Origin of the sequence: Enterococcus sp. 2G9_DIV0600, from assembly GCF_002140615.1 — a bacterium.
In the GTDB taxonomy this organism is placed as follows: Bacteria; Bacillota; Bacilli; order Lactobacillales; family Enterococcaceae; genus Enterococcus_D; species Enterococcus_D innesii.
On sequence record NZ_NGLL01000001.1, the window covers coordinates 395,364 to 410,391 of the forward strand.

General features: G+C 43.6%; 17 protein-coding genes and 1 other annotated feature. Of the genes, 11 read left to right on the forward strand and 6 right to left on the reverse strand.

The window, feature by feature from the left end; translation table 11 throughout:
• Positions 1 to 8 precede the first annotated feature (8 nt).
• From A5870_RS01940 to A5870_RS01960, 5 genes are all read left to right on the forward strand, one after another.
• Positions 9 to 386, forward strand: a complete 378-nt coding sequence (locus A5870_RS01940; protein ID WP_005233612.1) for an arsenate reductase family protein — start codon at positions 9 to 11, stop codon at positions 384 to 386.
• Positions 368 to 706 carry a glycine cleavage system protein H gene (locus A5870_RS01945; RefSeq protein ID WP_010749086.1) on the forward strand — a complete coding sequence of 113 codons (339 nt, stop codon included), beginning with the start codon at positions 368 to 370 and terminating at the stop codon, positions 704 to 706. Before A5870_RS01940 ends, A5870_RS01945 begins: the two co-directional genes overlap by 19 nt.
• Before the next feature lie 77 nt (positions 707 to 783).
• Positions 784 to 1,033: a binding site (T-box leader), on the forward strand.
• A 71-nt stretch (positions 1,034 to 1,104) separates the two neighbouring features.
• A complete protein-coding gene (locus A5870_RS01950; protein WP_077452289.1) occupies positions 1,105 to 2,139 on the forward strand; it encodes a methionine ABC transporter ATP-binding protein in 1,035 nt (344 codons plus the stop codon).
• Complete coding sequence (locus A5870_RS01955; protein ID WP_060791558.1) at positions 2,132 to 2,818, forward strand: methionine ABC transporter permease; 687 nt, start codon at positions 2,132 to 2,134, stop codon at positions 2,816 to 2,818. Before A5870_RS01950 ends, A5870_RS01955 begins: the two co-directional genes overlap by 8 nt.
• 44 nt (positions 2,819 to 2,862) lie before the next feature.
• Complete coding sequence (locus A5870_RS01960; RefSeq protein ID WP_077452288.1) at positions 2,863 to 3,717, forward strand: MetQ/NlpA family ABC transporter substrate-binding protein; 855 nt, start codon at positions 2,863 to 2,865, stop codon at positions 3,715 to 3,717.
• Between the two features lie 38 nt (positions 3,718 to 3,755).
• Here A5870_RS01960 and A5870_RS01965 read toward each other — a convergent pair whose 3' ends face one another.
• From A5870_RS01965 to A5870_RS01975, 3 genes are all read right to left on the reverse strand, one after another.
• On the reverse strand, positions 3,756 to 4,808 hold the full coding sequence (locus A5870_RS01965) for a helix-turn-helix domain-containing protein (RefSeq protein ID WP_086291632.1): 1,053 nt from the start codon (positions 4,806 to 4,808) through the stop codon (positions 3,756 to 3,758).
• Between the two features lie 242 nt (positions 4,809 to 5,050).
• Positions 5,051 to 5,368, reverse strand: coding sequence for a DUF960 domain-containing protein (locus A5870_RS01970; protein ID WP_005233624.1), 318 nt, complete (start codon positions 5,366 to 5,368; stop codon positions 5,051 to 5,053).
• Between the two features lie 317 nt (positions 5,369 to 5,685).
• The gene (locus tag A5870_RS01975) at positions 5,686 to 6,300 is read right to left on the reverse strand and encodes a 50S ribosomal protein L25/general stress protein Ctc (RefSeq protein ID WP_086291633.1); all 615 of its coding nucleotides are present in this window, start codon (positions 6,298 to 6,300) and stop codon (positions 5,686 to 5,688) included.
• A 300-nt stretch (positions 6,301 to 6,600) separates the two neighbouring features.
• Here A5870_RS01975 and A5870_RS01980 point away from each other — a divergent pair, with 300 nt between their 5' ends.
• The 3 genes from A5870_RS01980 (at position 6,601) to udk (ending at position 8,722) form a co-directional block, all read left to right on the forward strand.
• Positions 6,601 to 7,317 carry a 16S rRNA pseudouridine(516) synthase gene (locus tag A5870_RS01980; protein WP_086291634.1) on the forward strand — a complete coding sequence of 239 codons (717 nt, stop codon included), beginning with the start codon at positions 6,601 to 6,603 and terminating at the stop codon, positions 7,315 to 7,317.
• 14 nt (positions 7,318 to 7,331) lie between these two features.
• Positions 7,332 to 8,015, forward strand: a complete 684-nt coding sequence (locus A5870_RS01985) for a YjjG family noncanonical pyrimidine nucleotidase (protein WP_086291635.1) — start codon at positions 7,332 to 7,334, stop codon at positions 8,013 to 8,015.
• A gap of 83 nt (positions 8,016 to 8,098) precedes the next feature.
• Entirely contained in the window at positions 8,099 to 8,722 is a 624-nt protein-coding gene (gene udk / locus A5870_RS01990; RefSeq protein ID WP_005227927.1) for a uridine kinase, read from the forward strand.
• 345 nt (positions 8,723 to 9,067) lie between these two features.
• Here udk and A5870_RS01995 read toward each other — a convergent pair whose 3' ends face one another.
• Genes A5870_RS01995 through A5870_RS02005 form a run of 3 tightly spaced genes read right to left on the reverse strand, consistent with a single transcriptional unit; the run spans position 9,068 to position 11,549 of the window.
• The gene (locus A5870_RS01995) at positions 9,068 to 9,541 is read right to left on the reverse strand and encodes a GNAT family N-acetyltransferase (RefSeq protein ID WP_086291636.1); all 474 of its coding nucleotides are present in this window, start codon (positions 9,539 to 9,541) and stop codon (positions 9,068 to 9,070) included.
• Between the two features lie 13 nt (positions 9,542 to 9,554).
• On the reverse strand, positions 9,555 to 10,871 hold the full coding sequence (locus A5870_RS02000; RefSeq protein WP_086291637.1) for a sensor histidine kinase: 1,317 nt from the start codon (positions 10,869 to 10,871) through the stop codon (positions 9,555 to 9,557).
• A 3-nt stretch (positions 10,872 to 10,874) separates the two neighbouring features.
• Positions 10,875 to 11,549, reverse strand: a complete 675-nt coding sequence (locus A5870_RS02005) for a response regulator transcription factor (RefSeq protein ID WP_077452283.1) — start codon at positions 11,547 to 11,549, stop codon at positions 10,875 to 10,877.
• A 131-nt stretch (positions 11,550 to 11,680) separates the two neighbouring features.
• On the opposite strand from A5870_RS02005, the gene A5870_RS02010 reads away from it, so the two are divergent.
• From A5870_RS02010 to A5870_RS02020, 3 genes are read left to right on the forward strand one after another with little or no spacing between them, the layout of a single operon-like run.
• Positions 11,681 to 12,403 (forward strand): polyphosphate polymerase domain-containing protein, encoded by a 723-nt coding sequence (locus A5870_RS02010; protein ID WP_077452282.1) that lies wholly within the window; start codon positions 11,681 to 11,683, stop codon positions 12,401 to 12,403.
• On the forward strand, positions 12,393 to 13,070 hold the full coding sequence (locus A5870_RS02015; RefSeq protein ID WP_077452281.1) for a DUF4956 domain-containing protein: 678 nt from the start codon (positions 12,393 to 12,395) through the stop codon (positions 13,068 to 13,070). Before A5870_RS02010 ends, A5870_RS02015 begins: the two co-directional genes overlap by 11 nt.
• Positions 13,071 to 13,085: 15 nt before the next feature.
• Entirely contained in the window at positions 13,086 to 14,942 is a 1,857-nt protein-coding gene (locus A5870_RS02020) for a carbohydrate-binding domain-containing protein (RefSeq protein WP_086291638.1), read from the forward strand.
• The last annotated feature ends 86 nt before the right edge of the window (positions 14,943 to 15,028 follow it).

The following is a 15,028-nucleotide window of genomic DNA, read 5'->3' on the forward strand; positions in this document are numbered from 1 at the left end:
GAGTTCACATGATTACATTTTATTGGTACCCAAAATGCAGTACATGCCGAAATGCGAAGCGTTGGTTAGAAGAGCACGAGATTCCCTTTGAAGCGATCGATATGGTGACCACACCGCCTCAACCGGAACAATTGCTGGCTTGGATCCAATCAAGCGAAGCACCGTTAACCCGTTTCTTTAACACAAGCGGCATGAAATACCGTGAATTGCAATTAAAAGAAAAAGTGCCGACCATGACTGCCCAAGACGCAGCCGACGTGCTGGCAACCGATGGTATGTTGATCAAGCGCCCACTGCTAGTTAGCGGCGACCGCTTTTTGATTAATGGATTTAAAGAAAATGAATATGAAGGAGTCTTACTAGAATCATGGAAAAGAAATGCTTAAGAAAAAAAGATAATTTGTGGGTTTTGTTTAACGGGAAAGAATATTGTGTCGGTTTAACAAAAGAAGCGCAAGAAGAACTTGGTGCGGTCACGTTTGCTTCGATTCAAAAAGCAGGAACTGCTTTAAAACAAGGAGAGACCCTTGTTGAGCTAGAAGCGGAAAAAGCAGTCAGTGAATTTCCAAGTCCATTGACGGGCGTGATTTCTTCCGTAAATGAAAAAATCGATCAATCCATTGATACCTTAAATGATGAAGACGAAATGAATGCTTGGCTGGTCAGCTTCAAAGAGGTTGACCCAAGTCAATTTGAAGCTTTGTAAGTCAAATCTGTAAAAACGACTATTTTTTCAAAAAGAATTGACAGTCGGATAAGACGTTGCTATAATTTGCTCAATAAATGAATGCTTTGAAAAGAAGAGTACATGTTCTTAACGTACACAGAGAGCCCTGTTTGGTGCAAATGGGCGACGGTGAGAGGATGGAAGATGGTCTTTGAGCATGATAGGTGAGTGGAAACAAGCCTATCACGGGAGGCACCCGTTACAGTGCAGCAGTATGCGAAGCAATTCAAGTACTGAGCGAGGCTGTTGATGTGAATCGACAGTAAATCAAGGTGGTAACGCGGAAGTTGTGCTTTCGTCCTTTGTAACAGTATAATGTACAGAGGATGAAAGCTTTTTTTGTGTTTAACCAACCAAAGAGGAAAGATGGGAATAACATGGCATTAATCGAATTGTCGCATGTAAAAAAGTCATTCGGCAAAAAGCAAACGGCTGTCCACGCCGTCAATGATGTTTCACTGCAAGTGGAAAAAGGCGATATCTATGGAATCGTTGGCTACTCTGGTGCTGGGAAAAGTACATTAGTTCGTTTGTTGAACGGCTTAGAATTGCCGACAGCAGGAGATGTAGTCATTAACGGTCAAAATATTTTGGCATTGAAAAACAAAGAATTGAGAAACTTCCGTAAAAAAATCGGCATGATTTTTCAGCACTTTAATCTATTATGGTCTCGAACGGTGGCGGAGAACATCGAATTGCCATTGGAGTTGGCAGGCGTTGAAAAAGCAAAACGACGGCAACGGGCGCAAGAGCTGATCAAGTTAGTTGGGTTGGAAGGACGGGAAACTGCCTATCCGGCACAATTGTCTGGCGGACAAAAGCAAAGAGTCGGGATTGCTCGTGCATTAGCGAATGAACCAGAAATTTTGCTGTGTGATGAAGCAACGAGTGCGTTAGATCCACAAACAACAGAAGAAGTGCTGGATCTCTTGCTTTCTATCAATAAAAAATTGCATTTGACGATCGTGCTGATTACCCATGAAATGAACGTCATTCGCAAAATCTGCAACAAGGTCGCGGTGATGGAGCATGGGCAGATCGTGGAAGAAGGATCAGTCCAATCGGTTTTCCGTAACCCACAGCAAGAAGTGACCAAACGTTTTGTTCAGCAAGATTTGGAACCAGAAGAAGATGTCGAAGAACTACGGCAAGCCTTCTTACGAGAAAATCCGCAAGGGCATTTAGTGACCTTGACATTCACGCAAGACAACGCCAATGAACCAGTCATTTCACAAGCAATTCGCCGCTTCCAGATCGATGTCAATGTCGTTTATGGAAAGATCCAACAAACCAATGAAGGATCCTTTGGCGGCTTGACGGTCTTATTGACAGGTGAAGCAAATGAGATCGAAAAAGCGATTACCTTTTTCAAAGAGCAGCAAGTAGGCGTGGAGGTGATTGAACGTGGATAAGTCATTTGTAGAAACCTATTTTAATTTTGAAAAAGTCGATTGGGCCAACATGCAGCAAGCAACCCTAGACACCTTGTTTATGACTTTCTTCTCCATGGTTTTAGTGGTTGTGATCGGTTTGCTTCTAGGATTGGCGCTTTATTCACTAGGGCGTAAACAAACGGCGGGAGCCAACATTTTCTACAATGTGGTTTCCATCATCAGTAACGCCTTTCGCTCAACACCATTCATGATTTTAATGGTTTTGATCATTCCCTTTACAACGTTATTAGTCGGTTCGTTCCTAGGGGCAAAAGCAGCGATCCCAGCATTAGTATTATCGGCAGCACCGTTTTATGCTCGGATGGTGGAAATTGCTTTTCGTGAAGTCAATCCCGGTGTGATTGAAGCAGCAGAAGCGATGGGCGCTAGTTACTGGGAGATCATTTATAAGATCGTGATCCCAGAAAGTGTTCCGGCATTGATTTCAGGACTGACAGTCACAACGATCTCAATGATTGGTTATACCGCCATGGCAGGCGCGATCGGTGCCGGTGGGCTAGGCGCTTTGGCTTGGCAAGAAGGATTTCAACGTGGAAATTACACTGTTACCCTTGTCGCAACAGTGATTATTTTAATTATCGTTTTCATTATCCAAGGGGTCGGCGATTTCCTTGCGAAGGCCACCGACAAACGGTAAATGAAACGAAGAACAAAAAGTGGAAAATATGGGAGGAAATGGATATGAAAAAGATTTTTGGTATTGCAACAACGTTATTATTAACTGCCGCTTTAGCTGCTTGCGGAACGGGCTCAAATTCAGGAAGCTCTGACTCATCTGCGGCTGAGGGAGAATCAACAAAATTAGTGATCGGTGCATCAGTTACCCCTCATGCGGAAATTTTAGAACAAGCCAAACCTTTACTAGCAGAAGAAGGCATTGACCTTGAAATCAAAACCTTCGATGATTATGTGTTGCCAAACAAAGCATTGGAAAATGGTGATATCGATGCCAATTACTTCCAACACATTCCTTATCTAAACAAACAAATCGCAGACAATGGCTATGACTTTGTCAATGCCGGTGCGATCCATATCGAGCCAATGGGTCTTTACTCAAAACGAATCTCTGATATTTCGGAACTAGAAGATGGTGCAACGGTTCTTACCTCCACTTCTGAGTCTGACTGGGGTCGTATCCTAACGATTTTACAAGATGCTGACTTGATCACCTTAAAAGACGGCGTTGATACAGAAACGGCAACCTTTGATGATATTGCTGAAAATCCGAAAAACTTAGAATTTAAACATGACGTCGATCCATCTCTTTTGGCGACTGCTTATCAAAACGACGAAGCAGACCTAATTGCCATCAATGCGAACTTCGCCTTCGGAATCGATTTGAATCCAGCGGATGATTCTGTTTTGTTAGAAGCGGATAATTCTCCTTATGTCAACGTGATCGCTGTCCGCAGTGGTGATGAAGATAGCGACAAAATCAAGAAATTGATCGAAGTGTTGCATTCAGACGAAATCAAAGACTTTGTTGAAAAACAATGGCAAGGTTCAGTGAAAATCGTTGATGCTGACGCACAATAATTTACTGACAGTAAAATGATTTTAAAAAGAGCGTACCGCTATTCAAGCGGGCGCTCTTTTTGTTGGGGAAAGGCAATGATCGGTTGGAAAAAAGAGAGCTCTTGCCAAATGCATTCATAAAGCAAGGGAAGCTCAGGGTGCTTCTTTAAAAGTTTTTCGTAATGGGGAAGCTGTGTCAATAAAGCCTGGACCAAACGTCGGGAACGTTCAGATAAGCGAGGGTTTAGTGGCGGATAGACAAATAAATTGCCTTCCAACAATGCCCCCAGCAGATGGGTTTGAAAAATTTTCGGCAAAAGAACCTCTAACGGCTGTTGGAGCGGATGCTCCAACAAAATCGGCGTGATGATTCGTCGCAAAAGGAAGGCTTCTTCTGTTGGCACATAGAAAGGTTCCAGTGTTAGCAGCTGTTTCCATAAAAATAAGTAGCTGCGTTCATCGACTAAATAAAAACGTGGCACAAAACATGTTGGATAAATTTGCTGAGTAAACGGGGCGGGGGTGCTAGGATAAAAAGCCTTTGCTCGTAACTGATGGATCTTCTTCAGTTCTTGAAACGCTTGTTTGGGGGAAAGCGTTGGGTTTGCTAAGAGGGTAAGGCGAAAAAGCAAATAGCGCAGTTGTCGTTCATTGCCAGTAATCAAAGGATAGCTGCGGCGATCGATAGCTAGTTGATAAGGTGCTAAAAAGCTGGAAAAGGCTGAAAAGCGCCGATGCAAACTGGATGGGCTAAGATAATAGCGTTTGTAGAGATCTGCAAAGGAAATAGTCGGCATTTTTAACAAGAGCAAGAGAAGCTGATAATTCACGCTTTTGTTGAACAGTGCAGCAATCATTTCTGTATGGGACAGGGAGTGGCCGGTTGATGGCTGCTGCAAACGATGGTTTGCGCGAATATGTCCTTGTTCTACATCATAGTGGAAGGAAAGATCCTCGTTTAAATAGCTTGATAACAGTCGACGGATCGTTTTGACAGAGAGATTTTGGGCGGCAGCAGCTTTACTCAAGGGGAGGGGATTTTCGGTTAAGAGTGTTGTGGACAGTCGCAGCATTTGCATAATATCTTTTTCAAGAATATTTTTCAACATCATGCACCTCTTTCAGCTGAATTTTACAACTGTCCTTATTATAAGGGAAATTCACTCGTTATTTTAATGCACAAAAAATAGTCAATAAAACGTAATAAAAAACGAGGTTTTTGTCGAGCATTTATTTGAAATTGCTGCTAGATAAAATTAAATGAGAGGAGGGATGCAAAAAAAAACCACCTTCTAAAACAAAAAGGGTGGTTTTTTATATAGGTATCGTTATAAAAAATCAATAGGAATGGACGTTAACGGGTCTCACTAGGCAATAAAATCGTTTGCCGTTGCCCATCGTCATATACATAGACTTTTTGGGGATACAGGTCGGAATACCGGTACGGTAGATCAACACCAAGTTCGATTTGACTTTGGGCTTGAGAAAAAAGCAGGGTGACACGACCATGATTGTTTTGGACTTCAAAGGTGAGCAGATTTGTCAACGGAATAAACCCTTTTAAATCAAGATCAATGATTAACCATATACTATCGATCAGTTCGCTAGGTAGTGTTTGAACAATACCGCCAGAAGCGTAACGACTGCGGTGATCATCAAATGTTTCAAACATAATAAACCCCTCCTTCAAGTAGGCTTGCCATTAACATCAAATTTGTCTATTTATCATAATGAAGAACCGTCAAAAATGCAACTACTTCTGCTTTTCTTTTTGGTCAGCGACGCATTTTAAATATTCTCTTAAAAATTTGTTGGGATGGTTGGACAAAGTTTTCCAATGACGCCTTTCAGCGGAAAATAGCCAGTTGCAGCGCACTAGCCCTTCGTAAGAATGAAAAAGACTCTTAAAGGGAAAGCCCTTCAAGAGTCTTACATTTCTTAGAACTGTCTGTTGATTGAAGACGCGATTATAAGAATGTCGGTCTATGATTATTCTTCGTCTTCACCGATAACTGCTGGCTCAGCAGCTTCGCCGGCTTCTTCATCTTCAGAGATTTCTTGTGGTTCAGTAACCGCAACGATTTGTTCTTCTGGATCGGTCACGATCGTGTACTCGTCGTTCTTAGGCAGATCAGCCACTGTTAATGAATCACCGATCTCTAATGACGTTACATCGATCTCAACACGTTCCGGCAATTTGTCTGGTGTTGCTGATACAACGACTGTATACAAGTTTTGTGCTAGAACACCACCAGCTTTGACACCAGCAGATTCGCCAATCAAGGTTACTTCTGCTTCTACTTCGGTTTCTTCATTCATATCGACAGATAGGAATTCAACGTGGGTTAAATTGCGTGTGAAGGTATCTGATTGATACTCTTTGATCAGTGTATTGGCTTTTTTACCTTCTAAACTGATCGTAATAACGGTATTCAATCCATTTTCACGCAAGATCTTTTCTAATTCTGCTGCATTGACAGCAATCGGTGTGCTTTCTACTTTGTACCCATTGACAATTGCAGGTACTTTTCCTTCGTGACGCAACTTGTTCCGTAAAGAACGTGGGCGAACTTCTCTTTTCGTAACTTCTAATGATACTGACATAACTCAATTCCTCCTAAAATTTTCTCGTTAATAACGAGATTTTTTAAGCAAATTTTGTTAACTCTGCACATTAAGTGGTACGTGAGTGAAAACACGCAAAAGGGCAGTTGTGTACACAACTGCCCCAGAAAGTTTTGGTTCAACTTTTCTCCACCAGGTCATAACGCTGTGTATGAGAAACTATATTTACTTTACTCTTTAACCTTACGCAAAAAGACAAAGAAAGTCAAATCATATGAAATCCCAGCAGTTTCCTTTCGCTAGATCCTGAGCTATAATAGCCACTATGGAGAAGAACTTATGCGTTTAGATAAAGTGATCGAGCAACAATTGAATACTTCTCGGAAAGAGATGAAGCGGTTGTTCCAGCAAGGAAAGGTCCTTGTGGATCAAAGGATTGAGCGAAGACCCGAGCGCAATGTCGACAGTGCCTTGCATCAAGTCATGGTTGCGGGGCGGCAGCTGGAAACACAGGAACGCTATTATATCGTCAATAAGCCCAATGGTGTCGTTACAGCCAATCTGGATCAACAGCACCAGACAGTGATCGATTTGATTGCACCAAAGGATCAGCACCCAGATCTTTATGCCGTCGGTCGATTGGATCGGGACACGGAAGGGTTGGTATTAGTTACGACGAATGGTCAGTTAGGCTATGACTTGCTACATCCCACCAAAAAAGTGACCAAGCGGTATGAAGTGGTGGTCAATGACTTGGTGACCCCTGAGGATGTGACAGCATTTGCCGCAGGGATCACCTTTCATGGCGGTGTCACTTGCAAACCAGCTGCCCTAACGATCATCGATGCACGAGTGGATCGTTCCTTTGTTTCGTTAGAAATTGCTGAAGGCAAATTCCATCAAGTGAAGAAGATGTTTCTAGCTCGGGGAAAAAAAGTGATTCAGCTGAAACGAACAGCGATGGGTTCGCTGGTTCTACCAGATGATTTAGCAGTGGGCAGTTATCGCTCGTTGAGACAAGAAGAATTAAAAGGATTGGCGGCGCATTTCCGCTGAGAAAGAGGGAGAAAATGAAGTATAAAACATTATTATTTGATGTCGATGACACGATCCTCGACTTTCAAGATACCGAAGATCAAGCCTTAAAAGCACTATTTGAAGCTCATGGCTTGGAAATGACCCCAGAGCGCAAACAAAGCTATCAAACCATCAATCATGATTTGTGGCAGCAGTTTGAGCAAGGAAAAATCACGAGAGACCAAGTCATCAATGAGCGTTTCGGTTTGTTTTTTGAAACGCAAGGCATTCAGGTCGATAGCCCAGCAGTTGAATTGGCGTACCGAGAATTTCTAAATGAAGGACATAAACTGTTAGACAACAGTGATGAGATCTTAGCGGAGTTGGCGCAGCATTTTGACCTATACGTGGTGACCAACGGGGTTTCTGAAACCCAATACCGCCGCTTGGAAGATGCCAAATTAAAGCCCTATTTCCGTGATATTTTTGTTTCAGAAGATACAGGGTATCAAAAACCAATGAAAGAATATTTTGACTACGTGTTTGCTCGCATACCAAACGTAAAAAAACAAGAAACAGTCATCATTGGCGATTCACTGACTTCAGATATCTTAGGCGGACAATTGTCAGGGATCGATACGATTTGGTTCAATCCAAAGAAAAAAAACAGTGGTGAGATTCAGCCTACTTATGAGATCGAACGTTTGCAGCAATTACTTCCTTTATTACAGCACTGATTCTTCAGAAACAGTAGTAATTTGCCGAATTTTCGCTATAATAGAACCAGTGTGAATTTTTTAAGATGAAAGAGGTTAATTGAATGACGAATGGCAAGCCCATTATTATTGGTGTGACAGGTGGATCAGGTAGTGGAAAAACAAGCGTGAGTCGGGCGATCTTTAATCATTTCCCCAACCATTCTATTATGATGCTTGAACAAGACTCCTACTATAAAGACCAAAGTGATCTGAGCTTTGAAGAACGGTTGAACACCAACTATGACCATCCTTTTGCATTTGATACTGATTTGTTGATCGATCACTTGCAGCAGCTGCTTGCATATCAAACGATCGAAAAACCTGTCTATGATTATGTCGCTCATACTCGCAGCGAAGCAACGATCATTCAAGAACCCAAAGAAGTCATTATCTTGGAAGGGATCTTGATTCTAGAAGATGAGCGATTACGTAATTTAATGGATATTAAACTTTATGTTGATACAGACGATGATATTCGGATTATTCGCCGAATCAAACGTGATATGGAAGAACGTGGCCGGACGTTGGATTCTGTGATCGAACAATACTTGACGGTCGTAAAACCAATGTATCATCAATTCATCGAACCGACAAAACGGTATGCTGATGTGATCGTACCAGAAGGCGGCGAAAACCACGTAGCCATCGATTTGATTACGACCAAAGTAGCGACCTTCTTATCCTAAGTTTTTTTAACCGTCGATGGGAATGTTTCTATTGAAAAATAACCATTGATTCATGAAAAACTGCTGATAAGCACTCTTTCTTGAGAAATGCGTATCAGCAGTTTTAATTTTATAAAAAACAGTAGTATTCCGACTAATTTTATGGTAAAGTAATCCTCATGCGACGAGTCGAGAAGGTCTAGCATTAGCTGACCAGATTGATAGCAGAGGCACACCGCGTAAGCAACCTACCGGATTTGTAGGGTGTCGGAATATTCCTTTTGTGGAGATAGGGTATTCTACTAGCAATAGTACTGTGAGTGAAGAAAGCTGTGAACATTTTTGTTCACAGCTTTTTTTGTTTATTTAAGTGAGGGAACAGCGATAAATGGTGGAAGATTCTCCCCAAGGATGGTAACCAGTGCCAATCGGTTCAAAAGCAAACTTCTCATAAAAAGTAGAAAGATCCGTACATAGATACAGAGAATCAAAACCAGCTCCAGCAGCACGTTGCTTGGCTGTTTCGATCAAAAGGCGGGTACCGCCTTGGCCACGCCACAAAGGGTCCACATACAAGGCGCAAAGCCAAGGGGTCAAATCCATCCGACTGATGAAGTCGTTGGGGATCAAGCCGCCGCAGCCGATGATTTGATAACGTCCGTCTGCTGCGATTTCTTCGTTGACCAGCAGCAGCCATTGCGGCAAAGGATTTGCTGAAAAACTATGGGTCAGGCTATCCTCATAAACCATGAGGGAGTTGGGGCTAGCCCACTGATTTTGGAAGTAACGAATGGCTTCTGCTAAGTATTCAGGTTGTTCTTTAAGGGTGATGACCTGCATTTGTTTTTCTCCTTTATCCTTCTTTAGGTAAGCGAATCTGAAAAATAACCCCTCGTGGCTGCAAATCTTTGACCTGGATTTGTCCTTTGTGCTCTTCGATGATTTGCTTGGCGATTGCTAAGCCTAAACCATAGCCGCCGGTCTCCTTGGAGCGGGAACGATCCTCGCGGTAGAAGCGGTCAAAGATGCGAGCTTTCTCTTCATCGGAAATAGTTGGGCCAGTATTTTTGACCTCGAGCAGCCATTGCTTGTTAGAAATCTCCGATAAGAGCGTAATTTTATCACCGCTGCTGGTATATTTTAAGGCATTATCTAGGAGAATCACGAGGACTTGATGAATTTTCTTTTGGTCAAAGCAAGCGGTCGTTTTGGCAAAATTTTCGACAATAAAATGTTTTTGATCCAATTCGGCAATTTCTTTGAAAGGTTTGACTAAGTCATCGATAAACGGAGCTAATTCGACGGTTTCTTTCGTTAACAGCAGTTGATTGGAATCACTGCGGGCGATCGTCAGCAGGTCCGCCGTTAAACCAGTCAGCCGCCGGGTTTCCGCTAACGCTTGGGCAATGCTTTCAGATTCTTCAATGATCGTATGATTGGGCTTGGTAAACAGGCGCTCCAGACTGTTTTGAATGATCGTCAATGGTGTGCGCAGCTCGTGAGAAGCATTTTCGACAAATTCTTGTTGTTTCTTCCACGAGGCTAAAATCGGGCGCATGTTCAAGCTGGAAAGCAAGTAGCTGATCCCGATCGAGAGAATCCAGAAAAAAATCATCGATAAAATCAAGATGGTTTGGAAATTGTTCATGGCATTTTTGATTTGATTGGTGTTCGCTAAGACTTGGATATAGCCGACCCCGGCGTCATTGGTTGGGGCTTTAGTGGTGATTGAGCGAAACAAAAGGGTTTCTTCTTCCTCTGACAAGGACTGATCCACCACTGAAAAAGACGTGATACTGTCTAAGTGGCTCGTATCTAAAGATAGACTTGCCAATTGTGAAAAACGTCCGCCTAAGGTCTGTTTGTTTAAAATCTCGCCGTCCTCAGACCAGAGGATCAACTGGGTATTGAAGCGATTGGTCCCAGGGATCTTTGGCATGGCACTATCCGGCGGCAATACCTCTAGATTGGATTGCGAAGCGCTGATCTCTGCTTGGATCAAGCGGGTATCTTTGACTGCTTGTTCCAAAGAAATGTCGGTTTGTCGATAAGCCGATTGGTTGAATAATTGGAGGACGATGGTTCCTAAAAGTAAGAAAACCAAGGCAAAGGCACTGACATTTAGGAGAAAAGAGTGCAGTCGTTGTCTCTTAGTGCGTTCTTTGTTCATAGACTAGGCTCCTTGCATGATATAGCCGACATTTCGCAACGTGCGGATCTCTTTGTCGATTCCTGTCTGGCGCAAGTGTTTTCGCAGATTGCTCATGTAGACTTCGACGACAGTTAGGGTCGTTTCTGAATCAAATCCCCAGATGCGATCAAAAATCTGTTCCTTGGTCAAAATAATGTTTCTATTTTGTAGAAAATAAAGTAGTAGCTCAAATTCTTTCCCTTGAATCGGTAAAAGCTCTCCTTGGTAGCTGACCTCGTTGGTGCCAAGGTTACAGAGCAATCCATTATATTCCAGTGTATTTTCATTGAACAAACCTAAGGAGCGTTTTAGTAACGCTTTGATCCGCATCAATAACTCTTCCCGATAAAAAGGCTTAGTCAAATAATCATCAGCCCCTTTTTGAAAGCCGGTTACTTTGTCTTCTAAGCCGTCTTTAGCGGTCAAAATCAGGACGGGTGTTTGGAGTCCTTTTTTTCGCAATGCTGAAAGCACCTCATAGCCGTTCATCTCAGGCATCATCAAGTCAAGAATAATCAAGTCATAGATCCCCGTTTCTGCCTCGTACAAGCCTTCGCTGCCATCATATGCTTGAGTGACTTCACCGATTTCGCTGATGATTTCTTTCATATTTTCAGATAATGTTTTGTCATCTTCGATTACTAATAATTTAATCATGTTCCCACCTCTTTAAGGATAAGAATAGCACGAATAGCATAAAAAATGCTTAAAAAAACTGTTTTGTCTTAAGCTGCATTTAAGATAGCTGCCGTAAATTCAGTGCATGGATTTCAAGGGAGGAACATTTTATGAAATTAAAAAAAGTCTTTCAAAGAAAAGAGACGAAATATCTATTAACTAAGGAGCAATTTCCAGCATTTCTTGGCGAGTTGCAGCAAAAAATGGCGATCGATGAATATGGGCAACACACGATTATGTCCTTGTATTACGATACCCAGGATTACCGCTTTATTCGTCATTCGATGGACAAACCGAAATACAAAGAAAAATTTCGGGTCCGTAGCTATGGGGTACCGACAGAACAACAGTTGATTTTTTTAGAGATCAAAAAGAAAGTCAGTGGCGTGGTCTACAAACGCCGCGTTCCGATGCCCTATGCTGACTATTGCCGTTGGATGCAAACGGGGGTCTTGCCGTCAATGGAGGAAGCCCCGCAAATCGCCGCGGAGATCCACTGGTTATTTAAGAAAAACCCGGACCTACTGCCGAAAGTCTTGATTGCCTATGATCGCCTGTCGCTGTTTGTTGATGATGATAGTGAATTTCGCGTGACGTTCGATCAAAACATTCGCTTTCGCACCTGTGATCTCATGTTAGGTTCTGGCAGTGACGGTGCGCTAGTCGCACCGGAAGTCGGAGTGTTGATGGAAGTCAAAGCCCTCGGCTCTTATCCAATATGGTTTGTGGAACTACTGAACAAATACAGTGTGCGCAAAGGCAGCTTTTCAAAGTATGCCCAAACCTATCAACGGCATTTATTCAAGAAGGAGGAACGGTTACATGTTATCTAGTCTATTTTCTGGCGATACGAGCACCCTTGAATGGAGTAGCTTATTGATCTGTATCGCCGCCTCATTGCTTTTAGGGTTATTAGTGGCAGCGATCCATATGATCCGCAATGTCTATACGAAAAACTTCGTCATTACCTTGGCAGTCTTACCGATTCTCGTTCAATCGGTGATCATGCTAGTCAACGGCAATCTTGGCACAGGGGTGGCGATCTTAGGCGCTTTCAGTTTGATTCGTTTCCGCTCGGTTCCCGGGGGTTCTAGAGAGATCACCAGCGTCTTTTGGTCGATGGGGATCGGTCTGGCAACTGGGATGGGGTATGTCGGCTATGTGGTCATTTTTTCCATTATCGTGGCGCTTTTCTTGACCCTTTTATATACGGTGCCCTTTGGCGATCGACAAGCTACGAGTGAACGGGAACTGAAGGTCACGATTCCGGAAGATTTGGATTATCCGCAATTATTCGATGATCTCTTTGAAAAATATACGCATTCTGCCAAACTGACATCGGTTCGAACGACGACGATGGGAAGCTTGTATGAATTGCGCTATCAGTTGCTGTTAAAAGACCAAGCGCAAGAAAAGCAAATCATTGATGAAGTTCGGGTTCGTAATGGCAATTTACCTGTTGTTTTAGGCAAGCTCACCGCTAACCGCGATGAGCTGTAGAAGGAGGAACCTTTTATGAAAAAACTCATTTATCCACTCTTGCTCTCATCACTGCTCTTAGGCGCTTGCGGGCAAACCGATAGTACTAGCACGAGCAGCAGTTCCAGTTCCGCAGCAGCTGTTTCTGGTTCGGCCGCAGTGACCAACGTTTCAACGACCCTTGATGATTCTGTGGACTATTACGGTAGTTACGAAGAAGAAGATGTTGATGCTTCCTACGATGAGGCAACTGCTACGCAACTTGAATTGAATGGCAGCGACACGACGGCTGTTGATGGCGTTTCAGTGGAAGACCAAACCGTGACGATCACCCAAGCCGGCACCTATGTCGTCAGCGGGTCGTTAAGTAATGGGCAACTGGTTGTCAACGTCAACAAAGAAGAAAAAGTCCATCTGATCTTTGCAGGTGTCACGATCACCAATGAAGACGGGGCGGCCGTCGTCATCGAACAAGCAGAAAAAGTCATCACGACCTTAGCCAGTGATACGACGAATACTCTGACGGATGGCAGCAGCTACACCTTGGCTGAAGGCGAGACAGAACCAGATGCTGCCTTTTATAGTAAAGAAGATTTGTCCATCAATGGCGATGGGACGCTGGTGATCACAGGAAATTACAGCAACGGACTGCGCAGCAAAGATGATTTGGTTTTAGCAGGTGGTACGATTGAAATCACAGCGAAAAACAACGCCATCAAAGGAAAAGATTCCGTATCGATCTTGGCGGGGAACTACACACTGAACACCACTGAAGGAGATGGTATCCAAGCGAATAATACGGAAGATGAGGAAAAAGGCTACGTTGCGATCGATGGTGGTACTTTTTCGATCCAAAGTGGTCGTGACGGGATTCAAGCAGAAACAAATTTAAGCGTACAATCAGCTGATATTACGATCAAAACGGCTGATGGGGCACAAAGTCAGTCGCTAGTGACGGATGAAAGTTACAAAGGATTGAAAGCTGGCGGTGTGATGACCATCACCAGTGGTACCTTTGCGATCGATAGTGCGGATGATAGCTTGCATGCCAATGATACGATCAACATTGCAGGTGGTACGATCACTGCCAGCAGTGGCGATGATGGGATCCACGCCGACAATGAATTGACGATCTCCGACGGAACGATTTCTATCGAAGAATCCTATGAAGGACTAGAAGCAAGTGTAATCACGATTGCTGGTGGCACGACACACGTCGTGGCTAGCGATGACGGGATCAATGCCGGTGGTGGCAGTGATACGGATGAAACAACGGGACAATTTGGTCAAGACAGTTTTGGTGGCGGCCCTGGCGGTGGCGATACCGCGGATGACAGTAAACAGATCACGATCACTGGTGGAACGTTGGTCATTGATGCCGAAGGGGACGGCCTAGATAGTAATGGCAATGTCACCATGAGTGATGGCGTCGTCATCGTAAATGGTCCAACGACCGGAGGTAATGGTGCTTTGGACTATAACGGCACATTTGAACTCACCGGCGGCGTCTTGTTAGCGGCAGGCACGACCGATATGGCCATGAACGTTAGCGGTGGTAGTCAACAGTCGATCGGAATCAGTTTCGATCAAACCCAATCAGCAGAGACCCTAGTGACCTTAAAGGATAGTCAAGGACAGACGATCTTGTCTTATGCACCAAGCAAAAGCTACCAACACGTGGTTCTTTCTAGCCCAGATTTGACCGATAGCAGCTATACATTGGTCAGTGGGGGAACAAATGATGCACAAGCAGTCTCCGGTTATTATGCTGGCGGAACCCTTAGTGATGGGACAGAATTAGGAACATTGTCCGTCACGGATACGATCGCTAACTTGACCCAATCAGGTGCAACGGCGACAACCAATCAGATGGGCGGTGGTTTTGGTCGTTAGTTGAAGTTTCGCCAATCATCACCAAATGTTTATCCAAAAAATCAACAGATCGCAGGAAGCAGCTGCGGTCTGTTTCTACGATTCAA

Excerpts from the sequence above, each read along its gene's own strand:
- A5870_RS01940 (WP_005233612.1), top strand. The coding sequence starts at position 9 with ATGATTACATTTTATTGGTACCCAAAATGCAGTACATGCCGAAATGCG.
- A5870_RS01945 (WP_010749086.1), top strand. The coding sequence starts at position 368 with ATGGAAAAGAAATGCTTAAGAAAAAAAGATAATTTGTGGGTTTTGTTT.
- A5870_RS01950 (WP_077452289.1), top strand. The coding sequence starts at position 1,105 with ATGGCATTAATCGAATTGTCGCATGTAAAAAAGTCATTCGGCAAAAAG.
- A5870_RS01960 (WP_077452288.1), top strand. The coding sequence starts at position 2,863 with ATGAAAAAGATTTTTGGTATTGCAACAACGTTATTATTAACTGCCGCT.
- A5870_RS01965 (WP_086291632.1), bottom strand. The coding sequence starts at position 4,808 with ATGATGTTGAAAAATATTCTTGAAAAAGATATTATGCAAATGCTGCGA.
- A5870_RS01970 (WP_005233624.1), bottom strand. The coding sequence starts at position 5,368 with ATGTTTGAAACATTTGATGATCACCGCAGTCGTTACGCTTCTGGCGGT.
- A5870_RS01975 (WP_086291633.1), bottom strand. The coding sequence starts at position 6,300 with ATGTCAGTATCATTAGAAGTTACGAAAAGAGAAGTTCGCCCACGTTCT.
- A5870_RS01980 (WP_086291634.1), top strand. The coding sequence starts at position 6,601 with ATGCGTTTAGATAAAGTGATCGAGCAACAATTGAATACTTCTCGGAAA.
- A5870_RS01985 (WP_086291635.1), top strand. The coding sequence starts at position 7,332 with ATGAAGTATAAAACATTATTATTTGATGTCGATGACACGATCCTCGAC.
- udk (WP_005227927.1), top strand. The coding sequence starts at position 8,099 with ATGACGAATGGCAAGCCCATTATTATTGGTGTGACAGGTGGATCAGGT.
- A5870_RS01995 (WP_086291636.1), bottom strand. The coding sequence starts at position 9,541 with ATGCAGGTCATCACCCTTAAAGAACAACCTGAATACTTAGCAGAAGCC.
- A5870_RS02000 (WP_086291637.1), bottom strand. The coding sequence starts at position 10,871 with ATGAACAAAGAACGCACTAAGAGACAACGACTGCACTCTTTTCTCCTA.
- A5870_RS02005 (WP_077452283.1), bottom strand. The coding sequence starts at position 11,549 with ATGATTAAATTATTAGTAATCGAAGATGACAAAACATTATCTGAAAAT.
- A5870_RS02010 (WP_077452282.1), top strand. The coding sequence starts at position 11,681 with ATGAAATTAAAAAAAGTCTTTCAAAGAAAAGAGACGAAATATCTATTA.
- A5870_RS02015 (WP_077452281.1), top strand. The coding sequence starts at position 12,393 with ATGTTATCTAGTCTATTTTCTGGCGATACGAGCACCCTTGAATGGAGT.
- A5870_RS02020 (WP_086291638.1), top strand. The coding sequence starts at position 13,086 with ATGAAAAAACTCATTTATCCACTCTTGCTCTCATCACTGCTCTTAGGC.